The sequence below is a fragment of the Duganella sp. Dugasp56 genome (assembly GCF_047304105.1).
Taxonomy (GTDB): domain Bacteria; phylum Pseudomonadota; class Gammaproteobacteria; order Burkholderiales; family Burkholderiaceae_D; genus Rugamonas; species Rugamonas hordei.
On sequence record NZ_JBGLYQ010000004.1, the window covers coordinates 200,731 to 222,354 of the forward strand.

Below are 21,624 nucleotides of genomic sequence, written 5' to 3' on the forward strand. Positions count from 1 at the left end.
TTTATGCTCAACCGAATCAAGCAACTGTTCTTCCCAAAAGATACCAGCAACCACATCCTGATCAACGCCTACTGCACGGTCGCCGACGCTCCCAAGCCCGGCTTCCCGCATGTGCTCCATGCCCGGCGCGGCCTGTCCGATCCCGAATTGCCACCGCATCTCAACGGCTTCATGAACCACCTGGCTCAGGCCGGCCAAGGCCAGATGACGCAACTGCGGTACCACGTGATTCGCCATCTTCAGCGCGTGCAGCAGCATGTCAGCCTGTCCATCGAGCCAGGCGCCATGGACAGCTTCGGCGCATGGGCGGAAGCGGCAAACGCCGTCGTGTTCATGGAAGACGGCAGCGTGCGCGATCCGCAGGGGCGCATCCTGCTGTCCGCCGCCGGCGACAACGGCGACCCGAAGGCCGTCGTGCCGTACCCGCCGCAGGCCTGGCGGCGCAAGGCGCGTTCCGACGAGCTGCTCGCCGCGTACAAGATCATGGTGCCGGCCACGTTGCCGCCGCTGGTCTCCGAGCCGGAACTGCGCCTGCGAACGCCGGAGGATGTGCTGCGCCGGATGCTGGCCCTGTTCGTGGTTGCGATCCGCGCCGAGTCGCTGGCTGGCGGCCGGGCTATCGCCGTCGATGATCTGCAAGAACGCTTTCCGCCCGCATTCGCCGGCCTGACCGACGCGGAGCGCGCCTATCTCGCGCAGGAAGAACCCAGCGAGCAGGAGACCGCCCAATTCCTGTGGCGCTACGAGGCCATCCTGGTGCTGCAATGGGTATTGGGCCTGCAGGATGCGCTGCCGTTCGCCGACGCGATCTGCGACGTGGCGGCGATCTCGCGCACCGTCATCGAGCGGGGAACCGACGGCTTGCGCAAGCAGCTGGCCATGCGTCCGGCCGGCGAGCTGCTGGACGCGCTGGATCTGCACTACCGGCTGCATTGGGCCACGCGCCAGGCGATACTGAAAAAGACCCCGGCTCCGGCAGGTCTCAACGATGGCGTGCTGCAGGAGCGCCACCTGGCGCTGAACTGGCTGGTGCGCTTTGAAGACCGTGACTGGGACGACGTCGATACACCGACCTGAGCAATGTACGTTACCGTACGGAACTATGGCGACCGGCGCAGTATATTGGATCATCGAAGCGCAACCCAAGGGAGCTGAAATGAACAAGAATATGATTATCGCCGCCATATTGGCTGCAAGCGTTGCCGGCATCGGCTCCGCATCCGCGCAGGACCGTCACGACAACGGCCGCCGCGACGCGCCTGGGCAGATGAAGAAGGATGATCGTCACGACAATCGCAACGACAATCGCTACGATCGTAGCGACGAACGCCGCAACGACCGCGCCGACTACCATCACGACGACGACCGCGGCCCGAATCGCGGTGCCGGACCGCGCCATGACCTGCGCAAGGGCGGCCGCCTGCCGAATGAATATCGCGGCCATCAATACGTCGTCGACGACTGGCGCGGCCACCACCTGAATGCGCCTCCACGCGGCTACCACTGGGTGCAGACCGGCGGCGATTACGTGCTGGTCGCCATTGCCACCGGCATCATCGCCAACCTGCTGCTGAATAACTAAAAGAGCGTTCGCCGCTCTGCTACACTGCTGGACAGTTCAAACTGTCCAGCATTTTTTTTATGAGCCTGCAATCGGTACGCGAATTCTTTCTCTCCCGCGATCTTCATCCACCCATCATGGAGCTCGACGTCAGCACCGCCACGGTGGCGCTGGCGGCTGAAGCGCATGGCGTCGAACCCGGCCGCATCGCCAAGACCTTGGCGTTCCGCGTCGGCGAAGGCCGCGTGATCCTGCTGGTGGCCAGCGGCATCGCCCGCATCGACAACCGCAAGTTCAAGCAAGCCTTCGGCAAGGGCAAGATGCTGGCGCCCGAGGAAGTCGCCGAAGCGACCGGTCATCCGGTGGGCGGCGTCTGCCCGTTCGGCCTGGCGCAAGCGCTGCCGGTCTACCTCGATCATTCGCTGAATAATTTTGATGAAGTGCTGCCCGCCGCAGGCTCGGTCAACAGTGCCGTGCGCATCACTCCGGCGTTGATGGCGTCTGTCACGCAAGGGCAGTGGGTGGACGTGTGCTAAGGAGCGCGAGGATGAAGAAGCTGGCAATGGGTGCCGCGATTGCGGCCATATCGTTGAGCGCACAGGCGGCGGTCGAGCGTATCGAGATCAAGGAGCGCATAGCGTTCGCGCCCGGTGTCAGCTTTGGCGAGGCCGGTGCCTATGAAAAAATACGCGGCGTTGCCTACTTCGCGCTCGATCCCAAGGCTGCCGCCAACGCCGCCATCACGGATCTGAAACTGGCGCCGCGCGATGCGCGTGGCCGCGTGCTGTTCTCCAGCGAGTTCGTGCTGTTGCGGCCAACCAGCGGCCAGCCATCGACGTTGATCTACGACGTCAACAACCGTGGCGGCATCGCCATGCTGGGACAGATCAACGGCCGCAGCCCGGCCCATAACGATCCAACCACGGCGGCCGATGCCGGCGATGGCTTCCTGATGCGCCACGGTTTTTCGCTGCTGTTCTCCGCCTGGACCTGGGACGTGGCGCCGCCGCCGGCCGGTGCGCGGCCGCTGGTGTTTGCGCCGCCGGTGGCCAAGGGCGTCAAGGGCAAGGTGTACAACGAATTCACGGTGAACGCGGCGGCCGATGTCGCCACCTATGCCGGCATGCGCGGCCTGACCTATGAGCCGGCCAGGCCGGAAGATCCTCATGCCCAGCTGACCGAGCGCGCGCGTCCGCAAGACAAGCGCCGCCCGATCCCGCGCAGCAGCTGGCATTTCGTCGCGCCGGAGCAGGCGGGCGGGCCGGGGCGCGTGCAGCTGGAAGGCGGCTTCAAACCCGGCACGATCTACGAGCTGACTTACGTGGCCAAGGATCCTTACGTCACTGGTGCCGGTCTGGCCGGCATACGCGACCTGCTGTCCTACTTCCGCGACAAGCCGTTTGAGGGCGCGGCCGCACCGAAGAACGTGCTGATGTTCGGCATCAGCCAGTCCGGCCGCGTGATCGGCCGCATGCTGCACGACGGTTTGAATGTCGATGAATCCGGCCGCCTGGCCTTCAACGGTGCCTACCTGCATGTGCCGGGAGCCGGCGGCAGCGCGGGCTTCAACAGCCGCTTCGCGCAGCCGACCCGCCATCCGTCGATGATGGAGGAGCACGAGTATCCGGCGGACGCCTTCCCGTTCACCACCGCGCCATCGCGCGACCCGGTCAGCGGCAAGACGGCTTCCTTCCTCGACAAGGCGCGCGACAAGCAGGGCAGGCTGCCCAAGCTCTTCTTCGCCAATACATCGACGGAGTTCTGGAACCGCGGCGCCTCGCTGATCGCCACCACACCCGATGGCGCGCAGGATGTGGCGCCGGCCGACAATGTGCGCATCTACGCCTTCATGGGTGCCCAGCATTATGTGGGCCGCTCGCGCACCGTGGCGCCTTTCACGGCCTGTGTGTCGACCAGCGACCACTACCTGCCGATGCGCGCGCTGGTGCTGGCTTTGGATGACTGGACTGTCAAGGGTAAGCAGCCGCCGGCCAGTGCTTATCCGCAACTGGCTGACGGCACGCTGACCACGGTGGCGGACTATCGCGCCATCTTCCCCAAGGGCTTCGGCCTGACGCCTCCTGAACAGAATCTGCGAGAGCCCCGCCTGGACTTCAGCCGTGGCGCGGGCCTGCCGAAACGCGGTGACGACTACGAAACCCGCGTGCCGGTGCCCGATGCGGACGGCAACGACAAGGGCGGCGTGCGGCTGGTGGAAGTGCAGGCACCGCTGGGCACCCACACTGGTTGGAATCTTCGCGCGCCGGAAACCGGCTTCGCCTGGGCCACTTCGCGCTTCGACGGCAGCTTTGTACCGTTCGCGCGCACCGAGGCCGAGCGCCTTGCAGCCGGCGACCCTCGTCCGAGCCTGGAGGCGCGCTATCCCAAGCGTGACGATTTCGCTGCCGCCGTCCGTGCCGCCGCCGATCGCCAGCTCGCTGCCGGGCTGCTGTTGCCGGAGGACGTGGAGCGCACGATGGCCGGCAATCTCGGACTATACGACCGCATCATGGCGCGAGATCCCGCCGACAATGGTTGCGGCTACCTGTACGCCACGCCTTAAAGATCCAGCGTCAGGGCAGGGCCGTTGGCGCGCGAGACGCAGATGCACATGCGGCCTTGCGCGTGCTCTTCTGGCGTCAGGGCATCGTCCCGATGGTCCGGCGAGCCTTCCAGCACGTTGACCGCACAGGCACCGCAGTTGCCGATGCGGCAGGAGGCGGGCGCCGCGACGCCTGCGGCCTGCACGGCGTCCAGGATGCTGGTGCCGGCCGCTACTTCCACCACTTTGCCGCTGCGTCGCAGCGTTACGAATACCGGCTGGTCGCCGGCGCGAGCCGTGTTCGCGGCAAAGCGCTCGAAGTGCACGCGCGCGGCGGGAATGCCGGCGTTGACTGCCTCGCGCCGTACTGCGTCTATCAGCCGCTCCGGTCCGCAGGTGTAGATCACGGTGTCCGGGCCGGCGAGGGCGATCACGCTGGCCAGGTCCATGCGGCTGTTTTCATTGGAGGCGTGGATGACCAGCCGGTCGCCGAATTCCGCCGCCAGTTGGTCGAGATACGGAGCCTCGGCACGTGAGCGCACAGCGTAGTGCAATACAAAGTTTCGTCCCTGCGCCACGAGCGTGTGGGCCATCGCCTTGACGGGCGTGATGCCGATGCCACCGGCGATCAGCAGGACTGGCGCGGGCTCGTCCGACAGCGCGAAGTCGATGCCGGGCAGGGCGCACCGCAGTTCCAGTCCAAGGCGGTATTCGGCGTGCACGCCTTGTGAGCCGCCGGCGCCGTCGTCCTCACGCAGCACGGCGATTTCGTAGCTGTTGGTCAGCAGCGGATTGGATGCGATCGAATAGCGGCGCGTGGCGCTGACGCCGTCGGGCAGCGTGACCGGCACGTCGATGTGCGCGCCGGCCTGCACCGGCGGCAACGGTGAGCCGTCCGCGCTACGCAGCTCGTAGGCGCGAACGCGGGGTGTCAGCTGGCGCACGCCGGTAATGGTCAGTGCCAGCGGGCCATTGCCAAGGACGGAGCGCTGCACCGCGCGTGGCGTGGCGTCGGCGGCTGCCAGTTGCTCTTTCAGGCGCTTCACCTGCGCGTGCAGCGGCGCCGCCATCCGGCTGACCTCTGCTTCCGTGAAGCGCGGCGTGATGTGCTGCGGGCAGTTCCAGTCGTAGCCTTCCACGGTGATGATGAAGGCCCGTTCGATGCGCGCCGGATAGCCCGGCATGCGCAGCTGCTCCATCAGTTCCGGATCGTCGGCCGCTTCCACCGTCCGCGCGCGGCCGATGATCTTGAGGCGTACCTGTTCCGCATAGTCGATCAGTATCATCGAAATGCGGTCATCCTTTTTCAGGTTGCCGACGCTGAGGTACTGCACGTTGCCGCTGAAATCGGCGAACGCCAGCGTCTTGCCGTCGATAACGCGCAGGAAGCCCTGGGGGCCGCCGCGATGCTGGACATATGGCCATCCTGTCTCGCTGACGGTCGCCTGGAAGAAGTGATCGCGCTCCTCGACGAAGGCGATTTCCCTCCGCCCCAGGCTGTCCTGCCGGTTTTGCATCTCGTCGAGGAAAGCATATTGGGCGCGGCTGCCCATGCTGCTCTGAACCTCACGCACGGTGGGCGTAAAGGTGATATCGGAATAGGCACGTCCCATGATGCTCTCCTCGATTGAAATGAATCAGGCGGCGATTTTCAGCTCGACTTTCGGAAAGTCGATTTCCACGCGGCTGGCTTTGCCCAGGATGTTGGTCAGGAAGTTCATGCCGACATGGGTGATGATTTCGACGATGTCGGATTCGCTGTAGCCCGCGCCTCGAATCTCGGCCAGTTCCACGGCGCTGATCTCGCCTTTCTTTTCCATCAGGCTTTGCGCGAACTTCACCGCCACGGCGGCTTGGGCATCTTCGCTGCCGCCATTGCGGGCGGCGGTCATCTCGTCACCGCTCAAGCCGGCTTTGCGGCCGATGGCCGTGTGGGCTGAAACGCAGTATTCGCAGCCGTTTTGCTGTGCCAGCGCCAGCGCGATGCGTTCGCGGGTCGGCGCGTCCAGTGTGCCGCCGTTAGCGATGCCGTGCAGGCCGAGGAAGGCGCGCAGGGCGACCGGCGAATTGGCGAAGACCTTGAGGAAGTTGGGCACCATGCCGAGTTGGCCCTGGATGGCGTCCAGCAGGGCTTTCTGTTCTGCGTTGGCGGTGGCGGTTTCGATGGTGGCGATACGGGTCATGGTGTTTCTCCTTTGGGTTGGTTTGTTTGTTCAGCGAACAATTGCAGTTTCATCGATATGGCGGATAATGAGAATCCATTGAATTCACAATGAACTATTTCTAAATCAGGAATAATATGGACAAGCTCTCTGCCATGGCGATCTTCGTGGCCATCGTCGACGAAGGTGGTTTCGCCTCGGCCGCGCGCAAGCTGCGGATCTCGCCACCGGTGGTCACACGCGCCGTCACCGAGCTGGAGGAGAGCATGGGCGTGCGCCTGCTGGTGCGCACCACGCGCGTGGTGCGGGTGACCGAGGTCGGGGCTCGCTACGCAGCCGATTGCCGCCGCATCCTGGCCGACGTGGCGGAGACGGAGACCTCCGCCGCCGGCTCGCACGGCGCACCGCGCGGCAAGCTGGTGATCACCGCCTCGGTGATGTTCGGTGCGATGTACGTTACGCCCATCGTCACCGAATACCTGCGGCGCTATCCGGAGACGGACGTCGAATGCCGCTTCCTCGACCGTGTGGTCAACATGATGGACGAGGGCGTGGACGCGGCGATCCGTATCGGCGCGCTGCCCGACTCGAGCTACCAGGCGGTGCGCGTGGGGCAGGTGCGGCAGGTGCTGTGCGCTTCGCCTGCATATCTGGACGCCCGTGGCATCCCCGCCACCCCGGAAGACCTGGGGCGCCACGACCTCATCGCGGCCACGGCGGTGGTGGCCACCAACGACTGGCGGTTTGAACGGGACGGCAAACCGACGACGGTAAAGGTGCACCCGCGCCTGAGCAGCACCAGCAACGACGCCGCCTTGCGCGCGGCGCTGGACGGCTTCGGCATCACCCGCGTGATCTCCTACATGGCGGCGCCGCACCTGGCTGCCGGCCGATTGAAGACGGTACTGGGCAGATACGAGACGCCGCCGGTGCCGGTCAGCGTGGTGCATCACGAAGGCCGCCAGTCCTCCCGCAAAGTGCGGGCCTTCCTCGATATGGCGATCGCCGCGTTGAGCGCCGACAGTGCGTTGAACTAGCAATGCGCATTCAAAAATTGTATACAAAATTCGTTGACAATGTATCCGGCGAGGCGCAATATCGTCCTCAATAAAGCGCTCGGTCACAAGCTGCAGCGTTGCTAGGCACGATTTCTACGCACGGTTAAGGGCAGGCCGCGCGGGCAGTAGTTGCAAAGTAACGCCCATATAAAAGAGACTGACGGAGACGCGCTTATGAATCATTTGTTATTTCAGGTCGAGGATCGACCACCCTTGTTTATGACCGTACTGCTGGCGGCGCAGCACATGCTGGCGGCGCTGGGCGGCATCATCGCCGTGCCGCTGGTGGTGGGCGCCGCGCTCAAACTCCCGGCGGACCAGATCATCACCCTGATCAACGCCGCGCTGCTTGGCTCCGGCATCGTCACCATCATCCAGTGCAAAGGCGTGGGCCCTGTCGGCATCAGGCTTCCTTGCGTCATGGGCACCAGCTTCGCCTTTGTCGGCGCGGCCATCAGCGTCGGCCTGGAACACGGCGTACCGGCCATCCTCGGCTCCTCGCTGGCAGCGTCGCTGGTGATGATCGTCGGCAGCTGCTTCATGCCGAAGATACGCAAGCTGTTCCCGCATGCCGTCACCGGCGTGGTGGTGACGATGATCGGCCTGTCGCTGGTGCCGGTGGCGGTGGACTGGGCGGCGGGCGGCCATGCGCCGGGCGCCGTCTATGGTTCGCCGCTCAACCTGGGCATCGCCGCGTTTGTGCTGGTCACGGTCATCATGCTGGTCCAATTCGGCAAGGGCATCGTGTCGGCGGCGGCGGTGGTGATCGGCATGTTCATCGGCTACATGGTCTGTGTTTCTCTTGGCATGATCGACTTTTCGCAGGTCCGGAACGCGCCGGTGTTCGCGCTGCCGCAGCCGCTCCATTACGGCATGAGCTTCCCGATCAGCGGCATCGTCGCAATGGGCATCGCCTACCTGGTGACGATGGTGGAAACCACCGGCACCTTCATGGCGCTGGGCGCCGCCACCAACACCAAGATGCGCGGCAAGACGCTGGCGCGCGGCATCCTGTGCGACGGCGTCGGCTCGGCCTTCGCCGCGCTGATGTCCAGCCCACCGGTGTCTACCTTTGCGCAGAATGTCGGCGTGGTGTCGCTGACGGGCGTGGCCAGCCGCCACGTGGTCGCGCTGACCGGCGTGATGCTGTTCCTCGCCGGCCTGTTCCCGATATTGGGAGCGGTGGTCGTGACGATTCCGCAGCCGGTGCTGGGCGGCGCGGGCCTGATGATGTTCGCGATGATCATTTCGGCCGGCGTACAATTGCTGAGCCATGTCGAGCACACCAAGCGCAATGGCATCATCATGGCCGTGGCGATCGGCTGCGGACTGGCGGTGACGGTGCGGCCTGAGTTGCTGTCCAAGTTGCCGGCGTTCGTCAAAGAGGTGTTCGGCTCGGGCATCACGGTCGGCGCGCTGGTGGCGGTGGCGTTGAACCTGGTGCTGCCGGAACGTCCGGTCGAAAAGACCGATGACGATGAAGAGGAAGATGTGCCGCAGGCTTTTTTAACTTCCGAGCGTGAAGCGGCTTAAAATACTTTCATTATTAACCCCGCTGTTTCCGCAGTGCCCGCGCATTGTTTCCGCAGTGTTTAATCATCATAGAACTTATGACTAAAACCCTACTGATCAAAAATGCGCGCGTACTGGTGACGATGGACGACGAGCGCCGCGAAATCGCCGATGGCGCCGTCTTCATACGGGACAACGTGATCGAGCAGGTTGGCAACAGCGCCGATCTGCCGAAGGAAGCCGATGAAGTCATCGACGCCGCCAGTCACGTCGTGATGCCCGGCCTGGTCAACACGCACCACCATATGTACCAGAGCCTGACGCGCGTGATTCCCGCCGCTCAGAACGGCGAGCTGTTTAACTGGCTGACCAATCTGTATCCGATCTGGGCCAACCTGACGCCGGAAATGGTCAACGTGTCGACACTGGCGGCGATGTCGGAGCTGATACTGTCCGGCTGTACCACCAGCAGCGATCACCTCTACATTTATCCTAACGGCTGCAAGCTCGATGACAGCATCGAAGCCGCCCGCAAGATTGGCATGCGCTTCCACGCGGCGCGCGGCTCGATGAGCGTGGGCCAGTCCAAGGGCGGCTTGCCGCCGGACCGGGTGGTCGAGGAGGAGGGCGCCATTCTCAGGGATACGCAGCGCCTGATCGAAACCTATCACGACGCCGGCCGCCATGCGATGCAGCGCATCGTGGTGGCGCCATGTTCGCCGTTTTCCGTCTCGCGCGATTTGATGAAGGAGTCGGCGGCAATGGCGCGCAGCTTCGGCGTGTCGCTGCATACGCACTTGGCGGAAAACGCCAACGACATCGCCTACAGCCGCGAAAAATTCAACATGACGCCGGCCGAATACGCCGAGGATTGTGGCTGGGTGGGCCACGACGTCTGGCACGCGCACTGCGTGCAGCTCGACGACGACGGCATCTACATGTTCGCGCGCACCGGCACCGGCATCGCGCACTGTCCGTGCTCGAACATGCGGCTCGCTTCAGGCATCGCGCCGATCCGCAAGATGCTGGACCGCGGTGTATCGGTCGGCCTTGGCGTGGATGGTTGCGCCTCCAACGATTCCGGCCACATGATGGGCGAAGTGCGGCAGGCGATGCTGCTGCAGCGCGTGGGCTTTGGCCCGGATGCGATGACGGCGCGGCAGGCGTTGGAGGTGGCCACGCTGGGCGGCGCCAAGGTGCTGAACCGCGACGATATCGGCGCGCTCAAACCGGGCATGGCGGCCGATATCGCGATGTTCAAGCTTGACGGCATAGGCTTTGCGGGTGCGTTGCACGATCCGGTGGCGGCGCTGGTGTTCTGCACGCCGCCCAACGTGTCGTATAGCGTGATCAACGGCCGCGTGGTGGTGCGCGAGGGCGTGCTGTGTACGATCGACCTGCCGGTGGTGATCGAGCGCCACAACGCGCTGGCGCATCAATTGGCCTTGGCCGCCAGTTGATTAAGGGCCTGCCGCATGTGCTGGTCGTGGCGCGCCTGGTCGTCCTGGTTGGCGGCGGAAGGCGGCGCCTGGCCGCTGCCGCGCTGGCGCCATTCGTCCAGCGCTTGCACCGCGTAGGTCTCCTCGTTGCCGAACCATTCCAGTGCGATGCGCTCGCCCAGCATGCGGACGCGTAGTTGCTGGCGTTGCTGTTGCCAGCTGCTCAAGCGGTTGAGGTCCAGCGACGCGACGTCTTCGGAGGTGAAGTTCTGGGCTGCCAGCAGCTCGTCGTGCACAACGAGATAGGCCTGGTAGCGTGTGGCAATCTGTATGGCTTCTGCGGCCGCGTTGGCGGGGAGCGTGCGGCGCAGGTGGTCGATAAGGGCTTGCATCCGGCTTGCATCACGTCGGTTCAGCAGAAAGCTGTCCATTAACGCATGCAGCGCGAAGTCTGCAATCAGTTCCTGATTGTCGGCGAGCGAGAGTTCGGGCGCGGGCGGGGCGGGAGCCTGGGTGCCGAGTTGGCGGAACAGGCGCTGTGCGGCGGCGTCCGCGATCGGCGGCCGGCCGGCTTGGGCTGCGGCTGCCGCCGAGGTGGCATCGGCTTCACCGGCGGCAGGGCGCTGCGGCGCCGGTGCGTCATGCCACGCCAGCGCCGCCAGCAGCATCGCCGCCAGCGCAGTCAATGCCACCAAGGCTTTCATCAGTAAGTCGGCCAGCCGTTGCTGAAGGTCAGGTCGTTGATGAACAACACGCCGTTGTAGTTGTTCTGGCTGTCCAGCTCATGTCGCACCATCACGCCGTTCGCCACCGACTCGCCGCCCGGTGCGATGAAGCGTCCGCCGCCCGCGTCCAGCGTGGTGCCACCGCCATTGAGCATGTTGACGCCGTTCTTGTCGAGATACGGCCCGGTCACGCTGGTCGAGCGGCCGTAGGAGATGTGATAGGTGCTGTTGGCGCCGGCGCAGCAGCTGCCCTTCGAGACGAACAGGTAGTAATACGAGCCGTTGCTCATGATGAAGGAGTTCTCGATGCCGCTGCTGTCGGCGGCCAGGTGATACCAGCTGCCGGTTGGCTTGAGCGTGTTCGGATCGACCCGCGTGGTATAGATCCCGGTCCAGAAGGAGCCGAACGACAGCCATGGCTGGCCCGCTTTATCGACGAAGAAGTTGGGATCGATGGCGTTGTAGTTGTTGCCCGGTGCCGACGTCAGCACGGCGCCCTGGTCGGTCCAGTTGCCTTGGGCGATGCTGCTGGCCGTCGCCAGGCCGATGGCCGATTTCTGCGAGCCGAAGGTCGACACGGCGTAGTACAGGATCGCCTTGCCGTTCCATACGTGGATGTCCGGCGCCCATACGGTTTTGCCGTTGCCGTTGTACTGCGTCCACCACGACAGGCCTCCGCCGAAGATGCTCACGCCCTGCGTCCACGCGTGGCCGTCCGGCGAGTACTTCACGCCGATGCCGGTGTCGCTGGTTTCGGTGATCCACCAGGTGCTGTTTTCCTTGTAGACGCTGGGGTCGTGCGTGATCAGCGATCCGGTGAGTGTCCAGGTGGTGGCATGTGCGTTGATGGCGCCGATGGCGCTGAAGGCCATGGCTGTCGCCGCCGCCCATCGCTTGAGTAGCTGTTTGTTCATGTCGTCTCCGCTTTATGTGTTTTTGTGTCTGCTGGATGCAGGATTTCATGCTGCGGCAGGTGCGGGCGGGCGTCTAATGAATTTTTATGGCGTACCGATACTGCGAATCGTATCGCTACATGAGCAGCGCGGAGACCAGGTCCTTCTTGGCGGGGCTGGTGCTGACGTCGAAATTCAGCGCCGCTTCGACGTGGCTCAGGTGGTGCAGCATCAGCTCCGCCGCCTTGTCCGCGTCGCCCGCGCGGGCGGCGGCGAGGAAGTCGCTGTGCTCATCGGATGAACAGACTGCGTCGCGTTCGGACTGGTACAACATGGTGATCAGCGTGCTGCGGCCGACCAGCTCGCGCACGATTTCCTTCAGCACCTGGTTGCCGACGACATCGGCCAGCAGCACGTGAAAATCGCCCAGCAATTGCTGGCGCATTTTCGACGGCGCCTGCGACAGCAGGCTGCGTTCTTCCTTCAAGTGCTTTTCCAGCATGCGGTAATCGGCAGCCTTGGCCTTGGCGGTGAACTCGCGCGCCAGTGCCACTTCGATGATGCGGCGTGCCGCGAAAATCTCGCGCGATTCCTGTTCGCTCGGCTGGCTGACCACGGCGCCCTTGTCCGGCACCATGTCGATCAATTTGTCCTTCGACAGTATCAGCAGCGCGGCGCGGATCTTGGTGCGGCTGACCGAGTACAGGCGGCACAGCGCTTCTTCCCTCAGTTTGGTCCCGGGCGGCAGCTTGCGTGCCGCGATGGCTTCGGCGATGTTGTTCGCGATGTCGTTGGCGCTGTCGGCGGAGGCGGTGGTGGGCATGAAGTGGCTTGCGGTGGCGAAGTGTCGTTTTTTTGCCATCATACAGGGACCGTGGAAGATTGACTACGTAGCAGTGCTGCCTCCGTAATTGCATTACATCTGTGTCTCAATGGGAATTAATGGAAGCGATTCCTGTAGTGGATTGTCAAAAATGAAGAGAATTCCGCTTGTTGTTTACTGTAGTTCTGCTACATTTTATTCGGGATGCAGTATTTCCCAAAACATAAAACAAACCACACACGGAGACAGCATGAAGAAAACCTTATTGGCCGCCGGCATCCTTGCCGGTGCCGCGCTGGCGCCTGCGCACGCCGCTTTCAACGCCGCCGACACCTCGGTGCAAATGTTCCGCTGGAAGTGGAACGACATCGCCAAGGAGTGCACCAACTGGCTCGGACCGCAGGGCTTTGGCGCGGTGCAGGTATCGCCGCCGCAGGCATCCGCCAGCCTGGGCGCGTGGTGGGATGTGTACCAGCCGGTGAACTTCGTTACGCTCAAGAGCAATATGGGCACCGAAGCCGAGTTCCAGGCCATGATCAACACCTGCCACACGGCCAAGGTGCGGGTGTATGCGGACGTGGTGGTCAACCACCTGGCGGCCGGTTCCGGCACCGCCACCGACGGCTCGACGTGGAATTCGACGACGCTGGCGTACCCGTATTTCAGCAGCAGCGATTTTCATCCGGCCTGCGACATCGCCGGCGGCGACTACGGTTCGCCGGGCAACCGCTACAACGTCATGTTCTGCCGCCTGAGCGGCCTGCCGGACCTGAAGACCGACGGCGCTTACGTGCAGGGGCAGGTCAAAAACTACCTGACCAAGTTGATCAACATGGGTGTGGACGGCGTGCGCTTCGACGCCGCCAAGCATATGCAGCCGTCCGACCTGCAGGCGATCATGAGCGGCGTGACGCACACGACCACCTCGGGCGAAACGCTGTGGGTCACGCAGGAGGTCATCCCGGACAGCAATGTGGTGCGCTCGGACTACTACAGCGTCGGCACGCTGAACGAGTTCCAGTACACCTTCGCCATCAAGGCCATGTTCCGCAACGAGAACGGCGCCAATATCTCGCAGGTGCGCTCGATCATGGGCACGCCGGGCAATTGGGGCGGTACCTGGGGCTTCATCCCGAGCGACAAGGCGACGGTGTTCGTCAACAACTGGGATACGGAGCGCAACGGCAGCTCGCTGGTGGCCAGCAATTACGTCTCCGGCACCACCAACGACACGCAGGGCACCAAGCGCTACGACCTGGCCAACATCTTCATGCTGGCCTGGCCGTACGGGAGCGCGCAGCTGCACTCGGGCTTCCGCTTCACCAACTACGACCAGGCGCCGCCGAGCGCCAGCCCGTTCGATGCCAGCGGCAATCCGTTGATCAACCAGAGCTGGGACTTCATCCACCGCTGGAGCGACATCTCCAACATGGTGGCGTTCCGCGCGGCGACGTCGGGGCAGGGCGTGGACTACTTCACCAACGGCACCGTCAACCAGATCGCTTTCGGCCGCGGCGCCAAGGGTTTCGTCGCGATCAACAATGAGTACTCGGCATGGAGCGCGTCGCTGCAAACGCTGCTGCCTGCCGGGACGTACTGCAACGTGGTGCACGGCACGCTGAACGCCGGCGGCACCGCCTGCACCAGCGACAGCGTAACGGTCGGCAGCAACGGCATGATCACCGTGAGCATTCCAGCCAACGGCGGCTCGACGGTGCCTGCAGTGGCGCTGCACATCAACCAGAAGATCGGCGGCAGCGGCGGCGGTGGCACCTGCACCACGGTGCCTGTGACCTTCCGCGTGGCGAACGCCAACACCGTGGTCGGGCAGAACGTCTATGTGGTCGGCAATCGCGCGGAGCTGGGCAACTGGGTGCAGGGCGCCAGCAATCAGCTGAATATCGAAGGCAGCGGCGCCAACGTGCCTTGGTCGCGCACCTTCCAGCTGCCGCCGTCGACGGCGATCCAGTACAAGTTCATGAAGTACGGCGTCGCCACCGTGTGGGAGAGCAATCAGTCCACCGCCAGCGGCAACCGTGAAGCGACCACGCCGGCCTGCGGCGGTTCGGTCACGCTGGATGCGGGCAGCTTCAAGTTCTGACGAGGTTTAGTGCACGCTCGATGGTACGGCTTTTTCCTGCTGTACCAGGATGAACGGGCTGACCACCACCGCCCACAGTTCGGCGTTGGTCTCGAGCCAGCCTGCCGCCTGCTCGTCGCTGACCTTGGCGAGCAGGCCGGCGTTCATCCACTGGCCGATGTTGGCCTTGTCGTCGTGCGAGATGCGCACGGCCACGTCGACCAGGTCCAGCGAATTGGCGATCCACACCACGTTGCCGGCGGCGAAATGCTTGAGCAGTTCGGTCCATGGCAGGCGCGCGGTTTCGCGGTTCACTTTGAGGCGCAGGTCGGTGTCGTTTTCAGGTTTGGTTTGCATGATTCAGATAATTTCGATAATCGGTACAGGGCTGCCCCGCCATGTTAACCGATAGGCCGGTCCTTTGCGCACATTGCCCACCAGCGCGGGCCGGAAGCAGGCCAGGTTGGTGCCGCCTTCGCGCCGCACGCTGGGGTAGATCACACCCAGCGAACCGCCGTCCAGCAGGCGCTCGGCCAGCGTTTGCGATGCGATGTAGCTGTCCGGGGCCAGGCATGCGTCGTAGCGCGGCTGGTTGCGCAGGTCGTGAAACGGTGCGGTGAAATCGGCCAGCATGGCCTGGTATTGGACGCTGTCGTCGAAGCGGTTGATCTCCGCGTATTCGACGGTTTTGTGGAAGCTTACTTCGGCCAGCGCGGTCTCGGCGTCGAAGGCGCAATACCATGCGCCGCGATCGCCGCCGTTGAAGCGGCTGCCTTCGGGGCGTGCGTAGGTAAAGGCGGCGTTGACGATGCGGAAGTTCGGCACGCCGAACACCAGTTCATCCATCGTGATGCCGGCTGCGCCGCCGTTTTGTGCGTGCAGGCGCGCGTTGGTGGCGTTATCCAGTTCAAACAGGTCACGCAGATCCTGGTCGTTGTCGGCCAGCGGCGCGAGAACGGAGTCTTCAAGATCGGCAAAACGCGAGGGCAGCAATCGAAAAGTGTCAAACTGGCGCAGCGTGGTTAAGGGCGGAATCAGGCTGACCGGCACTTACAGTCCTCCGCGGCGCGCGTCCAGCAGCTGACGCAAGGTTTGCATGGCGGGCAGGCCGCCCGCCGAGATATAGGCCAGCGGCGAGCGGCCGCCGAAGATCAGGTTGGTGTTGGGCAGGGCCATCCATTCGTCGGCCAGTTTGTCGCCGTAGAGGATGTGCAGCGCCTTGTACACGCCCAGCAAATAAGAGATGCGCGTGATGCAGTCCACCTCCAGCGTGCGCTCGGGGTGCTTTTTCCACTCGTAGTAGGCGCTGCTGGAAATGCCGCCCAGCAGTTCGCGGGCGTCGTCGTCGCGCAGTTTCCAGGCGGCGGCCAGCTTGAAAAAGCCCTTCAGGGCTGCCTTGGACAGCCGCTCGCGTTCCGCCTTGGCGTTCAGGTCGACAAGAATGGTAGGCTCGAAGCGGCTGCGGGGGTAAGCATAGGTAAGATTCATAAATCCTCCGTTTATGGAGTACTTATACTCCTTTTTCGGGAAAATGGCAAATGTGGGTTCAACTAAGCAAGGGAGGCTGGACATGAAATGGATGAATCTGGCGGTGGCGGGGCTGCTGGCGGCGGCATCGGCCGTGGCGGCGGCTGGCGCAGGTGCTGCGCCGGCTTTTACCGGGGTGCAGGAGCAGGTGGCCAATGTCGAGCGGGCGTTCGCGGCCACGATGAAGGCGCGCGACCATGCCGCTTTCGTCAATTTCTTGTCCGAGGAGGCGATTTTCGAGGCCGGCGACAAGGCCCAGCGCGGCAAGAAGGTGGTGGCTGCCGAATGGGCGAAGTTTTTCGTCAAGGCGGACGCGCCATTCTCGTGGGAGCCGGACCAGGTGGAAGTGCTGGCCTCGGGCACGCTGGCCAAGACTTCTGGCCCGGTCTACGCGCCGGACGGCAAGCTGATCGCGCGCTTCAACTCGGTCTGGCGGCTGGAAGCGCCGAACACCTGGCGCATCGTGTTCGACGGCGGCAGCGAGGTGTGCGGCATCAAGTGATCACATCCGATCACATCGCCTCGGCATGCTCCACCATCAGCTGGACCTTGGTGACGCCGTTGTATTCGTTGGCGTCCAGACGGAAGGCGACCTTGGCGCGGTCGCCCAGCGAATCGACGTGGCCGAACCAGATGGCGTCGTAGCGGGCGCCGTTTTTCTCCAGCAGCAGCTTGAGGTGGCGTTCCTTCAGGATGCGCTGGCTCACCACGCGGAACTCGTCGCAGAACACCGGCGGCGCAAAGCCCTGGCCCCAGACCTGGCCGTCCATCAGGCCGATGAAGTCGGTGGTGTAGTAGGCATCTTCCAGCGGGCCGTCGGTTTCGATGACGCGCTCCAGCTGCTGCTTGCTCAGCCACGCGCGGCCCACTTCCTCGAAGGCGGCGGCGAAGGCGTCGAAGGCGTCGGCGCGCAAGGTCAGGCCGGCCGCCATCGCGTGGCCGCCGAATTTGTCGATCAGCGACGGCGCCTTCTTGTAGACCAGGTCCAGCGCGTCGCGCAGGTGGAAGCCGGGGATCGAGCGGCCGGAACCCTTGATCCAGCCGTCGGCGCCGGGCGCGAAGGTGATCGTCGGGCGGAAGAACTTCTCCTTCAGGCGCGAGGCGACGATGCCGATCACGCCCTGGTGCCACGATTCGTCGAACACGCAGATGGTGCTGCTGTTGGCCGGCTCGAACGCGTCCAGGTGCAGCAGGGCCGCATCCTGCATCTCGGCCTCGATCTCGCGCCGTTTCAGGTTGATTTCGTTGAGCTGCTGCGCCAGTTGCCAGGCGCGGCCCTCGTCGTCGGTGATCAGGCATTCGATCCCGAGCGACATGTCTTCCAGCCGTCCGGCCGCGTTCAGGCGCGGGCCCAGCGCGAAACCGAGATCGAAGGGATTGGCGGTGCGCGGCTCGCGGCCGGCCACGCGGAACAGCGCCGCCACGCCGGCGTGCATGCGGCCGGCGCGCATGCGCTTCAGTCCCTGCGCCACCAGGATGCGGTTGTTCGGATCGAGGCGCACGACGTCGGCCACGGTGCCCAGCGCCACCAGGTCGAGCAGGTTGTCCAGCTTGGGCTGGGTCTGGGCGTCGAACACGCCGCGCTTGCGCAGTTCGGCGCGCAGGGCCAGCAGCACGTAGAACACCACGCCGACGCCGGCGATATGCTTGCTCGGGAAGCCGCACTCCGGCTGGTTCGGATTGACGATCACGCGCGCGGCCGGCAGCGTGTCGGCCGGCAGGTGGTGGTCGGTGACGACCACTTCGATGCCGCGCCGGTTGGCCTCGGCCACGCCGTCGATGCTGGCGATGCCGTTGTCGACGGTGATGATGATGTCGGGCTGTTTCTCGCGCGCCGTCAGTTCGACGATTTCCGGCGTCAGGCCGTAGCCGTACTCGAAGCGGTTCGGCACGATGAAGTCGATGTTGGCGCCCATCGCGCGCAGGCCGCGCAGGGCGACGGCGCAGGCAGTGGCGCCGTCGCAGTCGTAGTCGGCGACGATCACCATGCGCTTGCCGGCGGCGATGGCGTCGGCCAGGAACACGGCGGCGACGTCGATGTGCAGCAGGCCCGATGGCGGGATCATGGCCGCCAGCTCGCTCGACAGCTCCTTGGGATCGGTCAGGCCGCGCGCCGCATACAGGCGCGCCAGCACAGGATGGATGCCGCCCTGGCGCAGCATTTCGGATTCGCGGAACGGGCAGGGGCGGATGGCGATACGGGTCATGTCAGGTGGGGCTCAATAAGGTGTTCAGGTTCGGCTTGCGCCAGAATTTTCGCTGCGCCATTTTGCTGGTGCTGATTTCACGCCAGCCGTCGCGGTGGCTGGCCACCAGCGTCAGCTGGCCGAGGCTGCCGTCGTTCAGCGCGGCCAGCAGCGGCGCGAACCACTGCTGTTCCAGGCGCTGCATGATGGCCAGCCAGGCGGCCCAGTCGCCGGCCACGGCGTCCGGTATCAGGTCGGCCAGCAGGGCGGTGGCCTGGCCCTTGTCCTTGGCCTGCGCGATCAGCGTGGCGGCGGTCGGCTGGCTGCCGGATGGCTGCGCCAGCGCCTGCATCCAGGGCGGGCCGCCGCCGATGGCGACGGGGCGGCATTCGGCCGGCGTGCCGCCGGCGGCGCCGCCCCACAGCCAGAAGGCGTTGACCGGCTGCAGTCCGCGCGCGGCGCGGGCTTCGTTGACCGGGTGTTCGTGCCACAGCATCTGCGCCTCGTTTTGCAGCTTGCGGTAGTTGCGCGAGTGTTCGCCTTCCGGCAGCCAGTCGCTCATGCTCTGGCCAAGGACGGCGTCGACGGTGGTGGTTTTCAGGCCGGCCCAGTCGTCGGCGCGCATCAGCCACAGGCTGGCGTCGGCGTAGACCATGGTCTTGCCGAGTTCCTCGGCGTAGGGCTGGACCAGGTCGAACAGCGCGCGCGAGTCGGCGGCATCGAGGCGCAGCTGGCGCGGATCGGACAACAGCATGTGGGTGCGCGAGATCTGCACGTGGGCCGGTTGCAGCATGAACCAGTAGCCTTCATCGACGCCGAGGCCGAAGCCGCGCACCACAGCGGCGGCCAGCGGCGCGCCGGCGTCCGGGCTGTTTGGCGCCGGCGCCAGGCCGAGGGCATGGGCCAGCCAGGCTTCATGCGGGAGCACGCGGCCGGAGTTGTCAAAATTGAAGGTGGCCAGTTTGCTGTGGCGCGACAGCAGGGCCGCCAGCGCCGGCGTTTGCATCACGCGCTGCAGGTCCGGGGCCATTTCCGGCGGGGGCAGGGCGAAGGGCAGGGCGAGGGTAATCTGAGTCATCCCGGGATTGTAGGGCATCGCGGCCCTGCGGGACGAATTTTAGTGCACCAGCTTGATCCGTAGTGCCGAGATAAGCGCGGCAGGCGACTTCTTCGATACCGGCTGTGGCGGCTTAATCGGCACTTAAGTGCCGGCCTTTCTGGCGGCACAGTGCGGTGTTTCACCCATGAAATCCTCATTGTGTGGCAAACTGCGGGCTCACCAATGTTGATTGCCTCCGGAGCCCATGAGCATTATCCAGAATCTGCCCTTTGAATGGCTGGTCGGCCTGCGTTATACGCGGGCCGGCAAGCGCAGCGGGCGTAACAGTTTCATCTCCTTTATCTCCCTGATTTCCATGGCCGGCATCGGCCTCGGCGTGGCCGCGCTGATCGTCGTGCTGTCGGTGATGAACGGCTTCCAGAAGGAAGTGACCGACCGCATGCTGTCGGTCCTGGCCCACGTCGAGATCTTCGATGCGCGCGGTTCGATGCCGGACTGGCACGCCGCCGCCGCCGAGGCGCGCAAGAATCCCGAAGTGATCGGCGCCGCGCCGTTCGCCGAAACCCAGGGCATGCTGGTGCGCGACGACGTGCTGCGCCCGGCCATCATCCGCGGCGTGCTGCCGGAGCAGGAGCCCAGCGTCTCAGACGTTGCCAAGCAGACCAAGCGCGGCAGCTTCAACGCGTTGCAGCCGGGCAGCTACAACATCGTGCTGGGCATCGAGCTGGCCCGCGCGCTGCGCGTCAACCTCGGCGAGAAAGTCACGCTGGCGCTGGCGCAAGGCCAGCCGACGCCGGCCGGCGTGCTGCCGCGCCTGCGCTCGTTCACCGTGGTCGGCATCTTCGAGGCAGGCCATAACGAGTTCGACTCGGCGCTGGCCTTCGTTCACCTGACCGACGCCGAAAAACTGCTGCGCATGGACGCGCCGGCCGGCCTGCGCCTGCGCCTGTCGGACATGCACCGCGCGCCGCAAGTGGCGCAGGACCTGAAGGCCAGCATGTCGGGCGACCTGATCATGCGCGACTGGTCCAAGCTCAACGCCAACTGGTTCGCCGCCGTCCAGACCGAGAAGCGCATGATGTTCATCATCCTGACCCTGATCATCGCGGTGGCCGCCTTCAACCTGGTGTCGACCCTAGTGATGACCGTGACCGACAAGCAGGCCGACATCGCCATCCTGCGCACGCTGGGCGCCTCGCCCCGTTCGATCATGAAGATCTTCATGATCCAGGGGGCGCTGGTCGGCATCCTCGGCACCTTCATCGGCGTGGCCGGCGGCGTGCTGGTGGCGCTCAACATCGACGTCATCGTGCCGTTTATCGAACATTTATTGGGAGTGCAGTTCTTGTCGAAGGATATTTACTACATCAGCACGGTGCCGTCCGACCTGCGCTGGCCGGACGTGTTCAAGATCGGCGGCGTGGCCGTGGTGCTGGCCTTCGTGGCGACCATCTATCCAAGCTGGTGGGCCGCCCGCGTGAAACCTGCGGAGGCGCTGCGCTATGAGTAACCTCGAACCCGTCGTCCTTTCCTGCCGCGGCCTGGGCAAGACCTTCACCCAGGGCGCCTACTCGGTGCCGGTGTTGAACGGCATCGACATCGACGTGCGGCGCGGCGAACGCGTGGCCATCGTCGGCGCTTCCGGCTCCGGCAAGTCGACGCTGCTGCACCTGCTGGGCGGTCTCGATACGCCGACCAAGGGCAGCGTCACCCTGCTGGGCAAGGACTTCGCCAGCCTGAGCGAAACGGCGCGCGGCGATCTGCGCAACGCCTCGCTGGGCTTCGTCTATCAGTTCCACCACCTGCTGCCGGAGTTCAGCGCGCTGGACAACGTGGCGATGCCGCTGATGATACGGCGCGTCAAGCGCGCCGAGGCATCCGGCGTCGCGCAGCAGATCCTGGCGCGCGTCAACCTGGCCAAGCGTGTCACGCACGTGCCGGGCGAGCTGTCGGGCGGCGAGGGGCCCCCCCGGGGGCGGGGGCGGGGGGGGGGGGCGCCCCCCCCCCGCGGGGGGGGCGCCCCCCCCCCCCCCCCCCCCCAGAACCCCCCCCCCCC

At 64.8% G+C, this 21,624-nt stretch carries 21 protein-coding genes; 11 read left to right on the forward strand and 10 right to left on the reverse strand.

The features are described from left to right. Positions 1–3: 3 nt before the first annotated feature. The 4 genes from ACCD07_RS04050 (at position 4) to ACCD07_RS04065 (ending at position 4,124) form a co-directional block, all read left to right on the forward strand. The gene (locus tag ACCD07_RS04050) at positions 4–1,077 is read left to right on the forward strand and encodes a DUF4272 domain-containing protein (protein ID WP_413446586.1); all 1,074 of its coding nucleotides are present in this window, start codon (positions 4–6) and stop codon (positions 1,075–1,077) included. 79 nt (positions 1,078–1,156) lie between these two features. After that, on the forward strand, positions 1,157–1,582 hold the full coding sequence (locus tag ACCD07_RS04055; RefSeq protein WP_413446587.1) for an RcnB family protein: 426 nt from the start codon (positions 1,157–1,159) through the stop codon (positions 1,580–1,582). Between the two features lie 59 nt (positions 1,583–1,641). Beyond that, positions 1,642–2,097 carry a YbaK/EbsC family protein gene (locus ACCD07_RS04060; protein ID WP_176650445.1) on the forward strand — a complete coding sequence of 152 codons (456 nt, stop codon included), beginning with the start codon at positions 1,642–1,644 and terminating at the stop codon, positions 2,095–2,097. Between the two features lie 11 nt (positions 2,098–2,108). After that, the gene (locus tag ACCD07_RS04065) at positions 2,109–4,124 is read left to right on the forward strand and encodes an alpha/beta hydrolase domain-containing protein (protein WP_413446588.1); all 2,016 of its coding nucleotides are present in this window, start codon (positions 2,109–2,111) and stop codon (positions 4,122–4,124) included. Here ACCD07_RS04065 and ACCD07_RS04070 read toward each other — a convergent pair. Together ACCD07_RS04070 and ACCD07_RS04075 are read right to left on the reverse strand one after the other, a co-directional pair. Continuing rightward, a complete protein-coding gene (locus ACCD07_RS04070; protein WP_413446589.1) occupies positions 4,121–5,716 on the reverse strand; it encodes a 2Fe-2S iron-sulfur cluster-binding protein in 1,596 nt (531 codons plus the stop codon). The two genes, ACCD07_RS04065 and ACCD07_RS04070, sit on opposite strands and share 4 nt — an antisense overlap. A 24-nt stretch (positions 5,717–5,740) precedes the next feature. After that, the gene (locus tag ACCD07_RS04075; protein ID WP_353398100.1) at positions 5,741–6,286 is read right to left on the reverse strand and encodes a carboxymuconolactone decarboxylase family protein; all 546 of its coding nucleotides are present in this window, start codon (positions 6,284–6,286) and stop codon (positions 5,741–5,743) included. A gap of 116 nt (positions 6,287–6,402) precedes the next feature. Between ACCD07_RS04075 and ACCD07_RS04080 the strand changes: the two genes are divergently transcribed. From ACCD07_RS04080 to ACCD07_RS04090, 3 genes are all read left to right on the forward strand, one after another. After that, positions 6,403–7,302: a LysR substrate-binding domain-containing protein gene (locus ACCD07_RS04080; RefSeq protein WP_413446590.1), complete on the forward strand. Its 900-nt coding sequence runs from the start codon at positions 6,403–6,405 to the stop codon at positions 7,300–7,302. A 195-nt stretch (positions 7,303–7,497) separates the two neighbouring features. Then, complete coding sequence (locus tag ACCD07_RS04085; protein WP_413446591.1) at positions 7,498–8,856, forward strand: nucleobase:cation symporter-2 family protein; 1,359 nt, start codon at positions 7,498–7,500, stop codon at positions 8,854–8,856. Positions 8,857–8,933: 77 nt separating this feature from the next. Beyond that, a complete protein-coding gene (locus tag ACCD07_RS04090; protein ID WP_176650451.1) occupies positions 8,934–10,295 on the forward strand; it encodes an 8-oxoguanine deaminase in 1,362 nt (453 codons plus the stop codon). Here ACCD07_RS04090 and ACCD07_RS04095 read toward each other — a convergent pair. From ACCD07_RS04095 to ACCD07_RS04105, 3 genes are all read right to left on the reverse strand, one after another. After that, complete coding sequence (locus ACCD07_RS04095) at positions 10,271–10,978, reverse strand: hypothetical protein (protein ID WP_413446592.1); 708 nt, start codon at positions 10,976–10,978, stop codon at positions 10,271–10,273. The two genes, ACCD07_RS04090 and ACCD07_RS04095, sit on opposite strands and share 25 nt — an antisense overlap. Continuing rightward, positions 10,978–11,913, reverse strand: a complete 936-nt coding sequence (locus tag ACCD07_RS04100; protein WP_353398115.1) for a glycoside hydrolase family 43 protein — start codon at positions 11,911–11,913, stop codon at positions 10,978–10,980. The genes ACCD07_RS04095 and ACCD07_RS04100 overlap by 1 nt, the downstream gene beginning before the upstream one ends. Before the next feature lie 115 nt (positions 11,914–12,028). Further along, positions 12,029–12,715, reverse strand: a complete 687-nt coding sequence (locus ACCD07_RS04105; RefSeq protein WP_413446593.1) for a GntR family transcriptional regulator — start codon at positions 12,713–12,715, stop codon at positions 12,029–12,031. 250 nt (positions 12,716–12,965) lie between these two features. On the opposite strand from ACCD07_RS04105, the gene ACCD07_RS04110 reads away from it, so the two are divergent. After that, the gene (locus ACCD07_RS04110; RefSeq protein WP_413446594.1) at positions 12,966–14,816 is read left to right on the forward strand and encodes a carbohydrate-binding module family 20 domain-containing protein; all 1,851 of its coding nucleotides are present in this window, start codon (positions 12,966–12,968) and stop codon (positions 14,814–14,816) included. 6 nt (positions 14,817–14,822) lie between these two features. Here the strand turns inward: ACCD07_RS04110 and ACCD07_RS04115 are convergent, their stop codons facing one another. The 3 genes from ACCD07_RS04115 to ACCD07_RS04125 are packed head-to-tail and all read right to left on the reverse strand — an operon-like array spanning position 14,823 to position 16,283. Then, a complete protein-coding gene (locus ACCD07_RS04115) occupies positions 14,823–15,152 on the reverse strand; it encodes a DUF2288 domain-containing protein (protein WP_413446595.1) in 330 nt (109 codons plus the stop codon). A gap of 3 nt (positions 15,153–15,155) precedes the next feature. Continuing rightward, a complete protein-coding gene (locus ACCD07_RS04120) occupies positions 15,156–15,845 on the reverse strand; it encodes an RES family NAD+ phosphorylase (protein ID WP_176650457.1) in 690 nt (229 codons plus the stop codon). Next, positions 15,846–16,283: an antitoxin Xre/MbcA/ParS toxin-binding domain-containing protein gene (locus ACCD07_RS04125; protein WP_176650458.1), complete on the reverse strand. Its 438-nt coding sequence runs from the start codon at positions 16,281–16,283 to the stop codon at positions 15,846–15,848. 82 nt (positions 16,284–16,365) lie between these two features. Between ACCD07_RS04125 and ACCD07_RS04130 the strand changes: the two genes are divergently transcribed. After that, positions 16,366–16,824 carry a YybH family protein gene (locus tag ACCD07_RS04130; RefSeq protein WP_413446596.1) on the forward strand — a complete coding sequence of 153 codons (459 nt, stop codon included), beginning with the start codon at positions 16,366–16,368 and terminating at the stop codon, positions 16,822–16,824. A gap of 10 nt (positions 16,825–16,834) precedes the next feature. Here ACCD07_RS04130 and recJ read toward each other — a convergent pair whose 3' ends face one another. Then, positions 16,835–18,529 carry a single-stranded-DNA-specific exonuclease RecJ gene (gene recJ / locus ACCD07_RS04135; protein ID WP_176650460.1) on the reverse strand — a complete coding sequence of 565 codons (1,695 nt, stop codon included), beginning with the start codon at positions 18,527–18,529 and terminating at the stop codon, positions 16,835–16,837. 1 nt (position 18,530) lies between these two features. Continuing rightward, positions 18,531–19,586: a hypothetical protein gene (locus ACCD07_RS04140; RefSeq protein WP_413446597.1), complete on the reverse strand. Its 1,056-nt coding sequence runs from the start codon at positions 19,584–19,586 to the stop codon at positions 18,531–18,533. Between the two features lie 226 nt (positions 19,587–19,812). Here ACCD07_RS04140 and ACCD07_RS04145 point away from each other — a divergent pair, with 226 nt between their 5' ends. Then, the gene (locus ACCD07_RS04145) at positions 19,813–21,078 is read left to right on the forward strand and encodes a lipoprotein-releasing ABC transporter permease subunit (protein ID WP_176650462.1); all 1,266 of its coding nucleotides are present in this window, start codon (positions 19,813–19,815) and stop codon (positions 21,076–21,078) included. Continuing rightward, positions 21,071–21,624 (forward strand): ABC transporter ATP-binding protein (locus tag ACCD07_RS04150; RefSeq protein ID WP_413446598.1); only part of this gene is annotated, 554 nt, incomplete at its 3' end. The genes ACCD07_RS04145 and ACCD07_RS04150, both read left to right, overlap by 8 nt.

What these genes read in the sequence shown, in the direction of transcription:
- ACCD07_RS04050 (WP_413446586.1), top strand. Translation starts at nt 4, where the DNA reads ATGCTCAACCGAATCAAGCAACTGTTCTTCCCAAAAGATACCAGCAAC.
- ACCD07_RS04055 (WP_413446587.1), top strand. Translation starts at nt 1,157, where the DNA reads ATGAACAAGAATATGATTATCGCCGCCATATTGGCTGCAAGCGTTGCC.
- ACCD07_RS04060 (WP_176650445.1), top strand. Translation starts at nt 1,642, where the DNA reads ATGAGCCTGCAATCGGTACGCGAATTCTTTCTCTCCCGCGATCTTCAT.
- ACCD07_RS04065 (WP_413446588.1), top strand. Translation starts at nt 2,109, where the DNA reads ATGAAGAAGCTGGCAATGGGTGCCGCGATTGCGGCCATATCGTTGAGC.
- ACCD07_RS04070 (WP_413446589.1), bottom strand. Translation starts at nt 5,716, where the DNA reads ATGGGACGTGCCTATTCCGATATCACCTTTACGCCCACCGTGCGTGAG.
- ACCD07_RS04075 (WP_353398100.1), bottom strand. Translation starts at nt 6,286, where the DNA reads ATGACCCGTATCGCCACCATCGAAACCGCCACCGCCAACGCAGAACAG.
- ACCD07_RS04080 (WP_413446590.1), top strand. Translation starts at nt 6,403, where the DNA reads ATGGACAAGCTCTCTGCCATGGCGATCTTCGTGGCCATCGTCGACGAA.
- ACCD07_RS04085 (WP_413446591.1), top strand. Translation starts at nt 7,498, where the DNA reads ATGAATCATTTGTTATTTCAGGTCGAGGATCGACCACCCTTGTTTATG.
- ACCD07_RS04090 (WP_176650451.1), top strand. Translation starts at nt 8,934, where the DNA reads ATGACTAAAACCCTACTGATCAAAAATGCGCGCGTACTGGTGACGATG.
- ACCD07_RS04095 (WP_413446592.1), bottom strand. Translation starts at nt 10,978, where the DNA reads ATGAAAGCCTTGGTGGCATTGACTGCGCTGGCGGCGATGCTGCTGGCG.
- ACCD07_RS04100 (WP_353398115.1), bottom strand. Translation starts at nt 11,913, where the DNA reads ATGAACAAACAGCTACTCAAGCGATGGGCGGCGGCGACAGCCATGGCC.
- ACCD07_RS04105 (WP_413446593.1), bottom strand. Translation starts at nt 12,715, where the DNA reads ATGCCCACCACCGCCTCCGCCGACAGCGCCAACGACATCGCGAACAAC.
- ACCD07_RS04110 (WP_413446594.1), top strand. Translation starts at nt 12,966, where the DNA reads ATGAAGAAAACCTTATTGGCCGCCGGCATCCTTGCCGGTGCCGCGCTG.
- ACCD07_RS04115 (WP_413446595.1), bottom strand. Translation starts at nt 15,152, where the DNA reads ATGCAAACCAAACCTGAAAACGACACCGACCTGCGCCTCAAAGTGAAC.
- ACCD07_RS04125 (WP_176650458.1), bottom strand. Translation starts at nt 16,283, where the DNA reads ATGAATCTTACCTATGCTTACCCCCGCAGCCGCTTCGAGCCTACCATT.
- ACCD07_RS04130 (WP_413446596.1), top strand. Translation starts at nt 16,366, where the DNA reads ATGAAATGGATGAATCTGGCGGTGGCGGGGCTGCTGGCGGCGGCATCG.
- recJ (WP_176650460.1), bottom strand. Translation starts at nt 18,529, where the DNA reads ATGACCCGTATCGCCATCCGCCCCTGCCCGTTCCGCGAATCCGAAATG.
- ACCD07_RS04140 (WP_413446597.1), bottom strand. Translation starts at nt 19,586, where the DNA reads ATGACTCAGATTACCCTCGCCCTGCCCTTCGCCCTGCCCCCGCCGGAA.
- ACCD07_RS04145 (WP_176650462.1), top strand. Translation starts at nt 19,813, where the DNA reads ATGAGCATTATCCAGAATCTGCCCTTTGAATGGCTGGTCGGCCTGCGT.